We start from the raw sequence: 13,959 nt of genomic DNA on the forward strand, positions 1-13,959 counted from the left end.
GATTCACACCCCGTGGTCACAGGACCGCGCTGAGGAATTCCCGGGTGCGGTCCTGCTCCGGCTCGGTGAAGATCTTCTCCGGAGAACCCGATTCGATCACCCGTCCGCCGTCGAACATCAGCACCTGGTCGGAGATGTCCCGGGCGAAACCCATCTCGTGGGTCACGCAGAGCATCGTGATGTCGGTGCTGCGGGCGATGTCCCTGAGCAGGTCGAGGACGCCCGCGACCAGCTCCGGGTCGAGCGCGGAGGTCACCTCGTCCAGCAGCAGCACCCGGGGCCGCATCGCGAGCGCCCGGGCGATCGCCACCCGCTGCTGCTGTCCGCCGGAGAGCCGGGTGGGCTTCGCGTCGCACTTGTCGGACAGCCCCACCAGCTCCAGCAGCTCCCGGGCCCGCTCCTCGGCCTCGTCCTTGGACATGCCGAGGACCTGCACCGGAGCCTCGGTGATGTTCCGCAGCACGCTCATGTTCGGGAACAGGTTGAACTGCTGGAACACCATCCCGATCTTCTTGCGGACCTCCCGGACCTGCTTCTCCGGCGCCGGGAACAGCTGCTCCCCGTCGACGGTGATCGTGCCCTCGTCCGGCTTGGTGAGGGTCATCAGGAGCCTGAGGATCGTGGTCTTGCCGGATCCGGACGGGCCGATCAGGGTCACGTGCTTGCCCGGGTCGACGGTGAAGTTCAGGTCGTCGAGCACGGTGTTGGCGCCGAACCGCTTGGTGACGTTCTCCAGGCGGATCAGCTCGCCCGGCTGGGCGTCGGTCAGGGACGGCTTCGTTCGGGTCTCAACGGACAAGGCGTCGCTCCAGGGCTCGCATCAGAAGGGAGGCCAGATAGGAGATGAGGATGAAGGCCACCCCGATCACGGTCAGGGGCTCGGTGAACTGGAAGTGCTGCTGGGAGAAGAGCCGGGCACGCCCGAGCATGTCCAGCACGGTGATCGTCATCAGCATCGGTGTGTCCTTGAGCATGGAGATCACGTAGTTGCCGAGCGCGGGGACCACCCGGCGGATCGCCTGCGGCAGGATCACCACGGTCCAGGTCCGCCGCCGGGGCAGGTTCAGCGCGGTCGCCGCCTCCCACTGGCCGGCCGGCACCGCCTCGATGCCGGCCCGGTAGACCTGCATCGTGTACGTCGAGTAGTGCAGGCCGATCGCGAAGACACCGGTGGTCAGCGCCGAGAACGTCACGCCCCACTCGGGCAGCACGTAGAACAGGAAGAACAGCTGCACCAGCAGCGGGGTGTTGCGCACGAACTCCGTGACCACCCCGACCGGCCAGCGCACCCACCGGCTCGGCGTCCGCATCAGCAGCGTCCACACCAGACCGAGGGTGAAGGAGAGCAGCGACCCCAGGGCGACGGCCTCCAGGGTGACCAGCAACCCCTGCCAGAAGTCCGGCATGAAGTCGCTCACGGCGTTCCAGTCCCACTTCATGCGACCCGACCCCCCACTCCGGTCGTCTGGGCGCGCTTCAGCTCACGCGCCGCCGACTCCGTACCGGCGTCCTTGCCGATCCCGGCCTTCAGCCGCTTCTCCAGCGAGCGCATCAGCCGCGTCAGGACGAAGGCGATCGCGAAGTAGATCAGCAGCACGTACGTGTAGATCTCCGCGCTCTGCTGCAGCGCCAGCCGCACCAGGTTCGCGCTGAACGTCAGATCGCCCATGCCCATCAGCGACACCAGCGCGGTGCCCTTGAGCAGCTCGATCAGCAGGTTGCAGAAGGACGGGATCATCTCCGGCACCGCCTGCGGCAGCACGACCAGCCGCATCCGCTGCCAGGGCGTGAAGCTGAGCGCGATCCCGCCCTCCTTCTGCGCCGGGTCCACCGCGTTCAGCGCGCCGCGCACGATCTCCGAGCCGTACGCGCCGTAGGTCATCCCGAGCGCCAGCGTGCCCGCCCACATCGGCACCAGCTGCCAGCCGAAGGCGACTGGCAGCACGAAGAACACCCAGAAGATCATCACCAGCGCCGAGGTGCCGCGGAACACCTCGGTGTAGAAGCCGGCGACGAACCGCACGATCCACAGCCGGTGCGTCCGGGCGATACCGACGACGAAGGACACGGCGGCGGCCAGCAGCGCGCTGAACACCAGCAGCTGGACGGTGGTCCAGACGCCCTTGAGTACGAGTTCCCACAGTCCCGAGGTCATCCGCCGCACAGCTCCTTCGCGGTGAGGTCGGTCATCTCGGCCTTCGTGAACCCGAAGGGCCGAAGGATCCGGAACAGCTCCCCGCTCCGCTTCAGCTTGCGCAGCTCGACGTTGAAGGCGTCCCGCAGCGCCGTCTCGGTCGGCCGGAACGCGAACGCGCCGCCGTCGACGTGCGGTTTGCCCTTGACCAGCGGCGCGAACGGCGCGGTGGCCTCGGCCTTGCTCGACTTCTTCACCACTTCCCGCGTCGTGAGCGCCGTACCGGCGAAGACGTCGACCCGGCCCGCCTCGACCGCGTTCAGCCCGGCGACCTGGTCGGGGACGATGAGGATGTCGCCCTGCTTGTACCCGGCCTCGACCGCGTACTGGATCTCGGCGTATCCGGTGCCGGTGGCGAACTTCGCCTTCTTCGCGACGACGTCCTTGTATGAGTGCAGGCCCAGCGGGTTGCCCTTGCGGACGATGAACGAGTCCAGCATCTGGTAGTCCGGATCGGCGAAGATCACCTGCTGGCAGCGCTCCGGATTGACGTACATCCCGGCCGCCACGACGTCGAACTGCTGCGAGTTGAGCCCGGGGATCAGCGAGCCGAACTCCGTGGGCACCGGCTGGACCCGGCCGACCCCCAGCCGCTTGAAGATCACCTTGGCGAGTTCGGGCGCCTCACCGGTGAGTTGGCCGTCCTTGTCGATGTACCCGAAGGGGATCTCACCGGCGATCCCGAGCCGTACGACACCCTGCGCGCGAAGGCGTTCGAGCAGGTCACCGCCCCGCTTGCCGGACGCCTCGGCCACCCGGGAGCAGCCCGCCGCGCCCAGCACACCGAGGGCGGCGAGGCCACCGAGCACCGAGCGCCGGGTGTGTCTGGCGTGTCTGAGTTCCGACCGGAATGTGTGTACGTCGTTCCCAAGTGGTGGAGCCATGGCGGCGCGGCTACCCAAGCGGATCCGGGCTATGCACCCTTGTTCTCATGGCCGATCGATTCGTCACCGTCTCGCTGCAGAAGCGCGATGTGCACTGCACGGCCCGACTGCTGGCCGACCGCGCGCCCCTGACCTGCGAGGCCGTGTGGCAGGCGCTCCCCCTCGCGGGCGACGTCTACCACGCCAAGTACGCCCGCAACGAGATCTACGCCCTCTTCCCGCCCTTCGCCTCCACGGAACCCCCACTGGAGAACCCGACGGTCACCCCGATTCCCGGCGACCTCTGTTACTTCTCCTTCGCCGGCACCGAACTGGGCACGAAGGCCTACGGCTACGACCGCGAGGTCCGCCCCGGCACCACGGTGGTCGACCTGGCCCTGTTCTACGAGCGCAACAACCTGCTCCTCAACGGTGACGTGGGCTGGGTGCCGGGGATCGTGTGGGGCCAGGTGGTGGAGGGCCTGGAGGCGATGGCCGAGGCCTGCAACGACCTGTGGCGCGCCGGGGCGGCGGGGGAGACGCTGAGTTTCCGTCGGGCGTGAGACCGGCCGGCGCGCGGCTCAGGGCAGGGCTCAGGGCAGCGGGGCGGGCGCCGGCACCGCTCCCGCCTCGTACAGCGCGTGCGCGGCGCGCAGGACCAGGTCGTCGCGGTGCCGGGCGGCGACCAGTTGCATCCCCACCGGCAGGCCGTCGCCGTCCGCGCCCACCGGTACGGTCGCCGCGGGCTGCTGGGTGAGGTTGAAGGGGTAGGTGAACGGCGTCCAGCCGGTCCAGCGGTGGTGGGCCGCGCCCCTCGGCGCCTCCACGCCCGCCTCGAACGCCGTCAGCGGCAGGGTCGGGGTGACCAGGAGGTCGTAGCGCTCGTGGAAGCGGCCCATGCGCCGGCCGAGGTCCATGCGGACGTCCACCGCGGCCAGGTAGTCCAGCGCGCTGTAGCGGGCGCCCCGCACACAGATCTCCCGCAGGCCGGGGTCCAGCAGTTGCCGCTTGCGCGGGGAGAACCGCTCGGTGACCCGGGCCGCGCCGCTGAACCACAGGGTGTGGAAGGCGTCCACCGGGTCGCTGAAGTCCGGGTCGGTCTCCTCCACGTACGCGCCGAGGTCGGCGAGGGCGGCGACCGTCCGCCGTACCGCCGCGGCGACCGCCGGCTGGACCGCGACCTGGCCGCCCAGGGACGGGGAGTACGCCACCCGCAGACCGTGCACCCCGCTCCTCAGCCCCTCCGTGAAGGAGCCCGGCGCAGGCGGCAGGCCCGACCAGTCGCGGGCGTCCGGGGCGCCGATGACGTCCAGCAGCAGGGCCGCGTCGGCCGCGTCCCGGGTCATCGGGCCCGCGTGGGAGAGGGTGCCGAACGCGCTCGCCGGATACAGCGGCACCCTGCCGTACGTCGGCTTCAGCCCGAAGATCCCGCAGAACGCGGCCGGGATGCGGATGCTGCCCCCGCCGTCCGTGCCCAGCGACAGCGGGCCCGCGCCGAGCGCCACCGCCGCCGCGCTGCCCCCGCTGGAGCCGCCCGCGGTGCGCGCGTGGTCGTACGGGTTGCGGGTGACGCCGGTCAGCGGCGAGTCGGTCACGCCCTTCCAGCCGAACTCGGGGGTCGTCGTCTTGCCCAGGAACACCGCGCCGTGCTCGCGGAGCCGGGCCACCGAGGGGGCGTCCTCGTCCCAGCCGCCCTGCTCGGAGATCGTCCTGGAGCCGCGCAGGGTCGGGTGGCCGCGCAGCAGGAGGATGTCCTTCACCGTCACCGGCACCCCGTCGAGCAGCCCGGCCGGCTCACCGCGCCGCCAGCGCTCCGCCGACTCCCGCGCCCGGGCCAGCGCGTCCTCCTCGGTGAGGCGCACGAACGCGTTCACCTCCGGCTGGATCCGGCGAGCCCGCTCCAGGACCTGCCCGGTCGCCTCCACGGGACTGAACTCGCCCTTGCGGTAACCCTCCAGGAGCTGGACGGCCGTCAGGTCGGTGAGCTGCATGCACCCTCCAAGAGGTCCAAGGGATCCAAGGGGCCGAGAGGTCAGTGACCGGGGACGTAACCGCGTTTCTTGTCGACCACGTTCACCAGTGATCTGCCCGCCGCCCACCGCTCGTACAACTCCACGAACTGCGCGGCCAGTTCGTCCCGCCAGCCGACCGTGTCCCCGCTCATGTGCGGGGAGACGATCAGCCCCGGCAGCCCCCACAACGGGCTGTCCTCGGGGAGGGGTTCGGTGGTGAAGACGTCCAGGGCCGCGCCCGTGATCCAGCGCCGGGTCAGGGCGTGGGCGAGGGCGTCCTCGTCGACGAGCTGACCCCGGCCGACGTTGACGAAGAACGCCGAGGGCTGCATCACGCCGAACCGGTGGGTGTCGAACATGCGGTACGTCTCCTCGGTGAGCGGCGCCGCCGCGATCACCCAGTCCGCGCGGGAGATCAGCCGGTCCAGGTCGGCCGGCCCGTGGACGCCGGTCCGTGGCACCCGCCCGACCAGCGCCGTCGTCACGCCGAGCGCCTTCAGGGTGCGGACGATCGCCCGGCCGATCGGGCCCGAGCCGACCACGCACGCGCGCGTGCCCGCCACCCGCCGGCCCTCCCGGTGCCGCCAGGTCCGCTCCCGCTGGTGCTCCAGCGTGCGCGGCAGGTCCTTGGCGACCGCCAGCACCAGCGCCGCCACGTACTCGGCGATCGGCTGGTCGAAGATGCCGCGCGCGTTCGTGACCACCGTGTCGGACGCGGCCAGCTCCGGGCCCATCAGATGGTCCACGCCCGCGCTCGCCGTGTGCACCCAGCGCGGGCGCGGCCCGTCCCCCGGCCACGCCTCGCGCACCGCGTGCGAGGCGAAGTCCCACACCAGCAGGACGTCCGCCTGCGGCAGCCGCTCGGCCAGATGCGCGGCGTCGGTGTGCACGATCCGGGCGCGGCCGGTGAGCCGGCCGAGGCGCGGCGGCGGCTCGGCGTCCAGGACCAGCAGGGTCGGGAGGGTCGTCATACGGGGCGGCTCCGAGCGAACGGCGTGCGCGGATCATGCGTACTGACGTGCGCGTACTATGCGCGGATTGACCACGCTCGCACCCGAACCTACCTTCGTCAACACGGGCGTACCGGGGGCCTGTCCGACCATTCCCCCGACGATCCGTTGCCCACTCGTCTCCCAGCGTGAGGCCGGTGCCAGCCATGGACGTCTCCTTTCTCGGCGGCCCCCGCCCCCAGCGCGGTGTGGGAGTCGTGGCCCCCTTCGACTTCGCCCTCGACCGCGAGCTGTGGCGCTGGGTGCCCGACGAGGTGTCGCTGCATCTGACGCGGACCCCATTCGTGCCGGTCGAGGTGAGCCTGGACCTGGCCCGCCTGGTGAGCGAGCACGAGACCCTCGGCGACGCCGTGCGCGCGCTGACCGCCGTCGCGCCCGAGGCCGTCGCCTACGCCTGCACCTCCGGCAGCTTCGTCGGCGGCATCGCCGGGGAGCGGGCGATGTGCGCGGCGATGAGCCTCGCGGGCGCGCCGCCCTCGGTGACCACCTCCGGCGCGCTGCTGGAGGCCCTCGCCGAGCTGCGGATCCGACGGGTCGCGCTGGTCACGCCGTACACCGTGTCCGTGACCCGGGCGCTGGAGGACTTCGTCGCCGAGGCCGGCGTCGAGGTCACCGGGTGCGCCTTCATGGGGCTGACCCGGCACATCTGGCAGGTGCCGTACCGGGACGTCGTCGCCATGGCCCGGCAGGCGGTCCGCCCCGGCAGCGCCGACGCGCTGTTCATCTCCTGCACCAACCTGCCGACGTACGACGTGATCCCCCAGCTGGAGGCCGAGCTGCGCATCCCCGTGCTGTCGGCCAACCAGGTCACGATGTGGGCTGCGCTGCGCCGGCTGGGTACCCGGGCCGTGGGGCCGTATCAGGCGCTGCTGGACGAGGCCGCGCGTGTCTGGCCCCCCGCAGTGCCGGAAGCGACGCGGGAACTGCCGGAAGAGACGCAGGAACGCTGAAGACGCCGGAACGCTGAAGACGCCGAAACGACGCCGGAACACGGAAAAGGACGGTCATGACCGCACTCGGATTCCTCTACCCGGGCCACTCCGCCGAGGACGACTATCCACGCATCGAGCAGCTCCTGGGCAGCGACATCCGGGTGGACCTGGTCCACACCGACATCGGCGAGGACGCGCACCGGGTGGCGGCGCTGCGCGAGATGGGCTCCGCCGAGCGGCTCTCGGCGGGCATGGAGCGCCTGCGGCTGACCGGCGCCGAGACGGTGGTGTGGGCGTGCACCAGCGGCGGCTTCGTGCACGGCTGGGAGGGCGCCCAGGAGCAGGTGCGCACGCTCGCCCGGCTGGCCGGTATGCCCGCGTCCTCGACGTCGTTCGCCTTCGTGCACGCCGCCCGGGAGATCGGGGTACGGCGGGTCGCGGTCGGCGCGACCTACCCGGAGGACATCGCCGCGCTGTTCACCGACTTCCTGCGGGCCGGGGGCCTGGAGGTGACCGGGATGCGGTCCTCGGGGATCATCACGGCGGCGGAGGTCGGCACGTGGGGCGAGGAGGACGTGCTGACGCTGGCCCGGGCGGCCGACGTCCCGGACGCGCAGGCGGTACTGCTCCCGGACACGGCCCTGCACACGGCCGCGCATCTGTCGTTGCTGGAGAAGGCGCTGTCCAAGCCGGTGCTCACCGCGAACCAGGTGACGGTGTGGGAGGGGCTGCGGCTGGCCGACCGGCGGGTGAACGCGCCGGCCCTGGGGATGCTGTTCACCCGGGAGCCGATCGTGCAGGTCTGAGCGCGTCCCGGCGGGCCGGACGGGCGCCGTCGCGGAGCCGACGGGGCTGGGGTCGACGGAGCAGGGGGCGACGGGCAGGGGGCGACGGAGCAGGGGCGGCGGAGCAGGAGTCGGCGGAGCAGGGGCGGCGGAGCAGGAGCCGACGGGGCAGGGGTCGACGGAGCAGGAGCCGACGGGGCAGGGGGCGACGGAATAAGCGGAGACTGCCTCCTGTTAGGCCTCGGGACAGCCCACGCCACACACAGGAGGCCCACACCGTGTCCGCAGACGAGGCAGCCGAGGCAGACGAGATCCGGGGCACCGCGCACGGGACCGCGCCCGTCCCGCTCTCCGTACTGGACCTGGTGACCGTCGGCGCGGGCAGTACCGCCACCGACGCGCTGCGCACCAGCGTGGCGCTGTCCCGGTTCGCCGAGGCCCGCGGCTTCCACCGGTACTGGGTCGCCGAGCACCACTCCATGCCCGGTGTGGCCTCCTCCTCGCCCGCCGTGATCCTCGCCCACCTCGCCGCCCACACCGACCGCATCCGGCTCGGCTCGGGCGGCGTCATGCTGCCCAACCACGCCCCGCTGGTGATCGCCGAGCAGTTCGGCACGCTGGAGGCGATGGCGCCGGGCCGGATCGACCTCGGTCTCGGCCGCGCCCCCGGCACGGACGGCGCCACGGCCGCGGCCCTACGCCGTACCGACACCCTGAACGAGGGCGCCGACGACTTCCCGCAGCAGCTCGCCGAGCTCATCCGCTTCCTGGACGACGACTTCCCCGACGGCCATCCGTACCGCCGGATCCACGCGATCCCGGGCCCCGTCCAGGCCACCGCTCCGGGCGGCGTGCAGTCCCCGCACCGCCCGCCGGTCTGGCTGCTCGGCTCCTCCGGCTTCAGCGCGCGCCTGGCCGGAATGCTGGGCCTGCCGTTCGCCTTCGCGCACCACTTCTCCGCGCAGAACACCATCCCGGCCCTGGACCTGTACCGGCAGACCTTCCGCCCCTCCGCGGTCCTCGACCAGCCCTACGCCCTCATCGGCGTCTCCGCCCTCGCCACCGACGACGCGCGCGAGGCCCGCCGCCAGACCCGGGCGGTGGCCCTCAACATGCTCCGGCTGCGCACCGGCCGGCCCGGCCTCTTCCCCGACCCGGACGAGGCCGAGAAGCACGAGTTCAGCCCGATGGAGGAGGAGTTCATCACCTCCTGGACGGCCAACATCGTGCACGGCACCGCCGACGAGGTCCGCTCCGGCCTGGACGACCTGCACAAGCGCACCGGCGCCGACGAACTGATGCTCGTCTCCCACGCCCACCGCGGCGAACTCCGCCTGCGCTCCTACGAGTTGATCGCGGACGCCTACGGCTTGCCGACCACGTAGGTCTGCTCGCCGAGCAGCTCGGAGATACGATCCGGCGGCACCGGCCGGGAGTACAGCCAGCCCTGGCCGGTGTCGCAGCCGATGCGGCGCAGCCGGGTGGCCTGGGCCGAGGTCTCCACGCACTCGGCGGTGACGGTGATGCCGAGCCGGTGGGCGAGCTGGATCATCGCCTCGACGATGACCTCGTCGGCGGGATTGGGCGGCACGCCCTTGGGCGCCTCCTCGTACTGGAAGCCGCGCACGAAGGATCCGTCCAGCTTCAGCACCTTCACCGGCAGCCTGCTCAGGTACGCCAGGTTCGAGTAGCCGGTCCCGAAGTCGTCGATGGCGATGCGCACGCCCATGTCGCTGAGGGCCTGCAGCGCCTGGAGCGGGCGGCCCGCCGAGCCCATCACCGCCGACTCGGTCAGCTCCAGCTGGAGCAGATGCGGGGCCAGTCCGGTGTCGGAGAGGATCTCCGCCACGTCGGCCACCAGATCGGAGTCCCACACCTGGCGCACGGCCACGTTCACGCTGACGAAGATGGGCGGCTCCTCGGGGTGGTCCAGCTGCCAGCGGCGGGCCTGCCGGCAGGCGGTCCGCAGCGCCCAGCGGCCGAGCGGGACGATCGAGCCGTCCTCCTCGGCCAGTCCGATGAACCGATTCGGCGTCAGTGTGCCGAACTGAGGATGATTCCAGCGGATCAACGCCTCGACCCCGGCGAGGCGGCCGTCCTCCATGCCGACCAACGGCTGGTATTCGAGCGCGAATTCGCCCCGGTCGATGGCGGGGCGCAAAGTGGACGACAGGGCCTGACGGGTCATCCGGTGCGCGTTGCGCTCGGGGTCGAACAGGGTCCAGCGGGCCTTGCCGTCGGCCTTCGCCCAGTACAGGGTCGTGTCGGCCGCCTGCATCAGGCCGGTCGCGGTCGTGCCCGCCGCGTGCCGCTCCACGACGCCGATCGACGCCGTCAGCGACAGGCGCTGGCCCGCCAGGTCGAAGGGCTCCTGAAGGGCGTTGAGCGCCGACTCGGCCAGTTCCGCGAGCTGTTCGGTGCCGGTGGAGTCCTCCACGAGCAGCGCGAACTCGTCGCCGCCGAGCCGGGCCACCAGCGGGGTCACCGCGCGGGCGTAACCGGCCTCGTCGGCCACCCGGGTCAGGCGCTCGGCGACGGCCGCGAGCAGCCGGTCGCCGACGCGGTGGCCGAGGGTGTCGTTGACCGCCTTGAAGCCGTCGAGGTCCAGGTAGCACAGGCCGATCCGGCCGGTGCCGCTCTGTTCGTACGACTCCGCCTCCAGCGCGGCCGTGAGCCGCTCGAAGAACAGCGTGCGGTTGGGCAGCCGGGTCACCGGGTCGTGCATCTGCAAGTGCCGCAGCCGCGCCTGGAGTTCACGCCGGGCACTGATGTCGGCGACGGACAGCAGCACCCCGGCCTCCCCGCTCAGGGGGGCGACGGTCACCTGCACCCACACCGAGTGCCCCTCGGGGTGCTTCAGCCGGCGGGTGCAGCGCAGCTTCGCCTGCCGGCCGCGCAGCACCTCGCGGTAGGCGTGCCAGCTGCGGGTGTCCGAGGCCAGGTCCACCAGGTCGGCGGCGACCCGCCCGGTGAGCGCGTCCGGATCGGTGCCGAGCAGCTCGCCGAAGGCCGCGTTGGCGCCGGCCACGAGTCCGGCGCGGTCCACGACGGCCATGGCGACCGGGGCGGCCGCGAAGACACGGTGGTAGGTGGTGTGGTCACTGTCTGTGACGGCTGACCGGTCGAGGTCTGCCGCGGGCGTCGGCCCTTCGGACGTTCCGCTCACCGCTCGCTCCCGCAGTGCACTCGATCTGTGTCCGTGCCTGTCCGTGCCGGAAAGTGTGCCGATCATAGAGGCTGGCCCCGGGCCCTTCCAGCCACTGTCCAGTGTCCCGGACGGAGCACAGTTTCTGACAGATCGTTTCTGCCCGCACGTGGACGGGTTCTTCAGGCCCCCGACCAGTTGTGACGTTCCGTGAGTGAACCGGGGTGTCGAGCGCCGGAGCGCGTCGGAGCATCCAGAGGGCGCACTCACCCTTGTAGCGCAGGCGAACAGGGCATAGTGCGACAAATGACAGCAATCTGGATGTGGGTCCAGCGAACCGCGTCCGGAGGTCAAGGCCGTGCCCAAGCTGCGCAGCACCGCCGCCGTGTGCACCGCGCTGTCGGCGCTCGCCGCGACCTCGATGATCAGCGGCCCGGCGGTCGCCGAGCCCTTCTCCACGGCCCCCTGTGCCCTGCACCGGGCCGACACCCACCACTCCGAGGGGGTGGACACCTGGAACTCCGACTACACCCGCCCGACCGGCGTGCGCGACGCCGTGATGATCTTCCTCTCCTTCCCGGACTCCGCCCCGCGCACCACACCCGCCGAGCTGGCCGCCGACCACTTCCCGGCCACCAGCCGCTACTACCAGCAGGCCTCCTACGGCAGGTTCACCCTCCGCCCGCATCCGCTGCGGCACTGGCTGCGCATGCCCCGGCCGTCCACGGCGTACGCCATGAAACGGGACTGGGGCGCCGAGGACCGGGCCGCCTACCTGCGGGACGCGTTCGCGGTGGCCGACAAGGAGGTCGACTTCTCCCGCTACCAGGTGGTGTACCTCGTCGCCGACCCGGACGCGCCCGGCGTCGACTCGGACGCCACGAAGGTCGTGAACCTCGACACGCCCGTCCACGTGGACGGCGCCGACATCCGCCGGGTCGTCACGGTCTTCGAGAAGCACCCGCCGGACCGCCTGGTCCTCGCCCACGAGACCGGCCACGTGTTCGACCTGCCCGACCTCTACCACCGCCCGGTCGACGGCAAGGGCGACTGGGACACCTACGTCGGCGACTGGGACCTGATGGGCAGCCAGTTCGGGCTGTCCCCGGACCTGTTCGCCTGGCACAAGTGGAAACTCGGCTGGCTGGACCCGCGCCAGGTGGTGTGCGTGCGGGGCGCGCGGCCGACCCGGCTGACCCTGGAGCCGCTGGAGGCCGGCCCCGGCATCCCGGCGCAGGGCACGGCGGGTGCCCCGGCCTTCGGCCTCGGGCACGGGGTGAAGCTGGCGATCGTGCGCACCGGGCCCGACAGCGCCCTGGGCTTCGAGGCGCGCGGTGCGGCCGGCAACGACCGGGCCACCTGCCGGCAGGGCGTCCTGGTGTACCGGATCAGAAGCGGAGCGGAGTCCGGCGGCGGCCCGGTGGAGGTCGTCGACGCCCACCCGCACACCGAGGCCTGCTGGGAGAACTCGGTCTACCCCGCCCTCGCCGACGCCCCGGTCGCCCTCGGCGAGAGCTTCACCGTGCCGGGCGAGGGCGTACGGGTGGAGGTGGAGGGCAGGACGGCGTCGGGGGCGTGGACGGTGAGGATCACACCGGGGGTGGGCGGTGGATGAGGGACTGATACGCGCACGAAAACGGCGGGCCGGATTCTTTCGAACCGGACCCGCCGTTTCCTTCGCGTGCGCCGCCAGGGACTCGAACCCCGGACCCGCTGATTAAGAGTCAGCTGCTCTAACCAACTGAGCTAGCGGCGCCTGCTGACGTCGTAGACCTTAGCATCCTGGTCGGCGGGAGGAAAAATCGATATCCGCACCGCCGCGCGGGCCGCCCGTACGGCCGCCCAGAGGACCACCTCCGGCCCCGGCAGCCAGGGGTGACGCGTGTCCGGGGCGACCAGCCAGCGGGAGTCGCCGGGGGCGTCGCCGGCGGCCGGCGCGGGGACGGTCACCGCGTCGCCGGTGCCGTGACACAGCAGCGGCGGCACCGCCTCCGTACGGTTCGAGCCCCACTCCTCCCACGCCAGCAGCGAGGGCAGCCGCTGGGCCGTGCCCGGCGCGGAGAACAGCAGCACGCGGCCCCGGAACACCGCGACCGGGCCCGAGCCCGGGCCGTCGTCCCACAGCCGGTCCAGCATCCGGCGGCCGAAGATCGCGGGGGCGCTCACCACGTCGAAGACGGTGCCGCAGGGCAGGACGACCGGGGCGTGCGGGCGCTCTTCCCAGAGGGCCAGGGTGCTCCGCGGATACGTGGCCGCCGAGGCGAGCCAGTCGACGCCGGCGGCGGTGACGCGGGTGACGTTCGGTGCGCTGCTCATGCCACCCAGATGTACCGGGCGTGAGGGAGTCGTTCTTCTGAGTTGCCGAAAACCGGGACAGAGAGGGTGGGGGAGGAGTATCTTGCCCGCCTGGCATATGCCAGACGGGTTACTCAAGGGGTTGGTGTTGACGACCGGGCCTGACGCGGCCCGGAGTCACACGGGATCGGGGTACGTCCGCCCCTCGGCGTCGCCCCGCATCAGGTCCCGCCCGAACTCGACCATCTTCTTCGCGTAGTCCTCGGTCCACTCCGCCCGCTCGGCGATGTCCCCCGGGGTCAGCCGGTCGAACCGGCGCGGGTCGGCGAGCTGGGCCGCCGCGATGGCCTGGAACTCCACGGCCCGGTCGGCGGCCGCACGGAACGCCTGGGTCAGCTCCGTGGCCCTGGCCAGCAGCGCCCGCGGATCCTCGATCGACTCCAGGTCGAAGAAGTGCTCGGGATCGCCGGCCGCCTCCGCGGGCTCGAAGATCAGAGGCGCGGGGCGTAGCCGCGGTTCGTTACGACGCGGCGTGGGCTCCGCCATGTCTTGTCTCCTCCTCGTACGGTCCGCTCGGCACCGCCTTCAGGTGGGCCACCGTCCATTGTCCCGCGCCTGCGCAAGGGGCCCTCGATCCCGCCGGCTCACCCGGCGTTCCCCCAGGGCACCTCGGCGCCCGTCGACCGGATGCGGGCGCCGGTCATGGCTGCTCGGCGCTCGTCG

The 13,959-nt window shown here is 71.9% G+C and carries 14 protein-coding genes and 1 tRNA gene; 5 read left to right on the forward strand and 10 right to left on the reverse strand.

The annotated features are described in order from the left end of the window. Positions 1-16 precede the first annotated feature (16 nt). The 4 genes from ehuA to ehuB are packed head-to-tail and all read right to left on the reverse strand — an operon-like array spanning position 17 to position 3,078. Positions 17-799 (reverse strand): ectoine/hydroxyectoine ABC transporter ATP-binding protein EhuA, encoded by a 783-nt coding sequence (ehuA, locus tag ABB07_RS24155; protein ID WP_208900662.1) that lies wholly within the window; start codon positions 797-799, stop codon positions 17-19. Then, positions 789-1,439, reverse strand: coding sequence for an ectoine/hydroxyectoine ABC transporter permease subunit EhuD (gene ehuD / locus ABB07_RS24160; protein WP_208900663.1), 651 nt, complete (start codon positions 1,437-1,439; stop codon positions 789-791). Before ehuD ends, ehuA begins: the two co-directional genes overlap by 11 nt. After that, positions 1,436-2,155, reverse strand: a complete 720-nt coding sequence (gene ehuC, locus ABB07_RS24165; protein WP_208900664.1) for an ectoine/hydroxyectoine ABC transporter permease subunit EhuC — start codon at positions 2,153-2,155, stop codon at positions 1,436-1,438. The genes ehuD and ehuC overlap by 4 nt, the downstream gene beginning before the upstream one ends. Then, a complete protein-coding gene (gene ehuB / locus ABB07_RS24170; protein WP_208900665.1) occupies positions 2,152-3,078 on the reverse strand; it encodes an ectoine/hydroxyectoine ABC transporter substrate-binding protein EhuB in 927 nt (308 codons plus the stop codon). The genes ehuC and ehuB overlap by 4 nt, the downstream gene beginning before the upstream one ends. 47 nt (positions 3,079-3,125) lie before the next feature. Between ehuB and ABB07_RS24175 the strand changes: the two genes are divergently transcribed. Then, the gene (locus ABB07_RS24175; protein WP_208900666.1) at positions 3,126-3,620 is read left to right on the forward strand and encodes a DUF3830 family protein; all 495 of its coding nucleotides are present in this window, start codon (positions 3,126-3,128) and stop codon (positions 3,618-3,620) included. Between the two features lie 30 nt (positions 3,621-3,650). Here ABB07_RS24175 and ABB07_RS24180 read toward each other — a convergent pair whose 3' ends face one another. Together ABB07_RS24180 and ABB07_RS24185 are read right to left on the reverse strand one after the other, a co-directional pair. Further along, entirely contained in the window at positions 3,651-5,048 is a 1,398-nt protein-coding gene (locus ABB07_RS24180) for an amidase (RefSeq protein ID WP_208900667.1), read from the reverse strand. 41 nt (positions 5,049-5,089) lie between these two features. Next, positions 5,090-6,040 (reverse strand): D-2-hydroxyacid dehydrogenase, encoded by a 951-nt coding sequence (locus ABB07_RS24185; RefSeq protein ID WP_208900668.1) that lies wholly within the window; start codon positions 6,038-6,040, stop codon positions 5,090-5,092. 185 nt (positions 6,041-6,225) lie between these two features. Between ABB07_RS24185 and ABB07_RS24190 the strand changes: the two genes are divergently transcribed. From ABB07_RS24190 to ABB07_RS24200, 3 genes are all read left to right on the forward strand, one after another. Next, positions 6,226-7,029, forward strand: coding sequence for a maleate cis-trans isomerase family protein (locus ABB07_RS24190; protein WP_208900669.1), 804 nt, complete (start codon positions 6,226-6,228; stop codon positions 7,027-7,029). Between the two features lie 56 nt (positions 7,030-7,085). Further along, positions 7,086-7,817, forward strand: coding sequence for a maleate cis-trans isomerase family protein (locus ABB07_RS24195; RefSeq protein WP_208900670.1), 732 nt, complete (start codon positions 7,086-7,088; stop codon positions 7,815-7,817). 257 nt (positions 7,818-8,074) lie between these two features. Next, the gene (locus tag ABB07_RS24200) at positions 8,075-9,181 is read left to right on the forward strand and encodes an LLM class flavin-dependent oxidoreductase (protein WP_208900671.1); all 1,107 of its coding nucleotides are present in this window, start codon (positions 8,075-8,077) and stop codon (positions 9,179-9,181) included. Here ABB07_RS24200 and ABB07_RS24205 read toward each other — a convergent pair. Next, positions 9,160-10,962, reverse strand: a complete 1,803-nt coding sequence (locus tag ABB07_RS24205) for a putative bifunctional diguanylate cyclase/phosphodiesterase (protein ID WP_208900672.1) — start codon at positions 10,960-10,962, stop codon at positions 9,160-9,162. The two genes, ABB07_RS24200 and ABB07_RS24205, sit on opposite strands and share 22 nt — an antisense overlap. Positions 10,963-11,299: 337 nt before the next feature. Here ABB07_RS24205 and ABB07_RS24210 point away from each other — a divergent pair, with 337 nt between their 5' ends. Further along, entirely contained in the window at positions 11,300-12,556 is a 1,257-nt protein-coding gene (locus ABB07_RS24210; protein ID WP_244189493.1) for a M6 family metalloprotease domain-containing protein, read from the forward strand. Positions 12,557-12,623: 67 nt separating this feature from the next. On the opposite strand, the gene ABB07_RS24215 is transcribed toward ABB07_RS24210, so the two are convergent. The 3 genes from ABB07_RS24215 to ABB07_RS24225 form a co-directional block, all read right to left on the reverse strand. Continuing rightward, a tRNA-Lys gene (locus ABB07_RS24215) sits at positions 12,624-12,697 on the reverse strand. Beyond that, entirely contained in the window at positions 12,688-13,257 is a 570-nt protein-coding gene (locus ABB07_RS24220; RefSeq protein WP_208900673.1) for a bifunctional DNA primase/polymerase, read from the reverse strand. The genes ABB07_RS24215 and ABB07_RS24220 overlap by 10 nt, the downstream gene beginning before the upstream one ends. Before the next feature lie 156 nt (positions 13,258-13,413). Beyond that, positions 13,414-13,782: a hypothetical protein gene (locus tag ABB07_RS24225; protein ID WP_208900674.1), complete on the reverse strand. Its 369-nt coding sequence runs from the start codon at positions 13,780-13,782 to the stop codon at positions 13,414-13,416. Positions 13,783-13,959: the final 177 nt, after the last annotated feature.

Source organism: Streptomyces incarnatus (assembly GCF_001027185.1).
In the GTDB taxonomy this organism is placed as follows: domain Bacteria; phylum Actinomycetota; class Actinomycetes; order Streptomycetales; family Streptomycetaceae; genus Streptomyces; species Streptomyces puniciscabiei.

Coding starts and splice junctions, on each gene's coding strand:
- ehuD (WP_208900663.1), bottom strand. CDS start 1,439: ATGAAGTGGGACTGGAACGCCGTGAGCGACTTCATGCCGGACTTCTGG.
- ehuC (WP_208900664.1), bottom strand. CDS start 2,155: ATGACCTCGGGACTGTGGGAACTCGTACTCAAGGGCGTCTGGACCACC.
- ehuB (WP_208900665.1), bottom strand. CDS start 3,078: ATGGCTCCACCACTTGGGAACGACGTACACACATTCCGGTCGGAACTC.
- ABB07_RS24175 (WP_208900666.1), top strand. CDS start 3,126: ATGGCCGATCGATTCGTCACCGTCTCGCTGCAGAAGCGCGATGTGCAC.
- ABB07_RS24180 (WP_208900667.1), bottom strand. CDS start 5,048: ATGCAGCTCACCGACCTGACGGCCGTCCAGCTCCTGGAGGGTTACCGC.
- ABB07_RS24185 (WP_208900668.1), bottom strand. CDS start 6,040: ATGACGACCCTCCCGACCCTGCTGGTCCTGGACGCCGAGCCGCCGCCG.
- ABB07_RS24190 (WP_208900669.1), top strand. CDS start 6,226: ATGGACGTCTCCTTTCTCGGCGGCCCCCGCCCCCAGCGCGGTGTGGGA.
- ABB07_RS24195 (WP_208900670.1), top strand. CDS start 7,086: ATGACCGCACTCGGATTCCTCTACCCGGGCCACTCCGCCGAGGACGAC.
- ABB07_RS24220 (WP_208900673.1), bottom strand. CDS start 13,257: ATGAGCAGCGCACCGAACGTCACCCGCGTCACCGCCGCCGGCGTCGAC.
- ABB07_RS24225 (WP_208900674.1), bottom strand. CDS start 13,782: ATGGCGGAGCCCACGCCGCGTCGTAACGAACCGCGGCTACGCCCCGCG.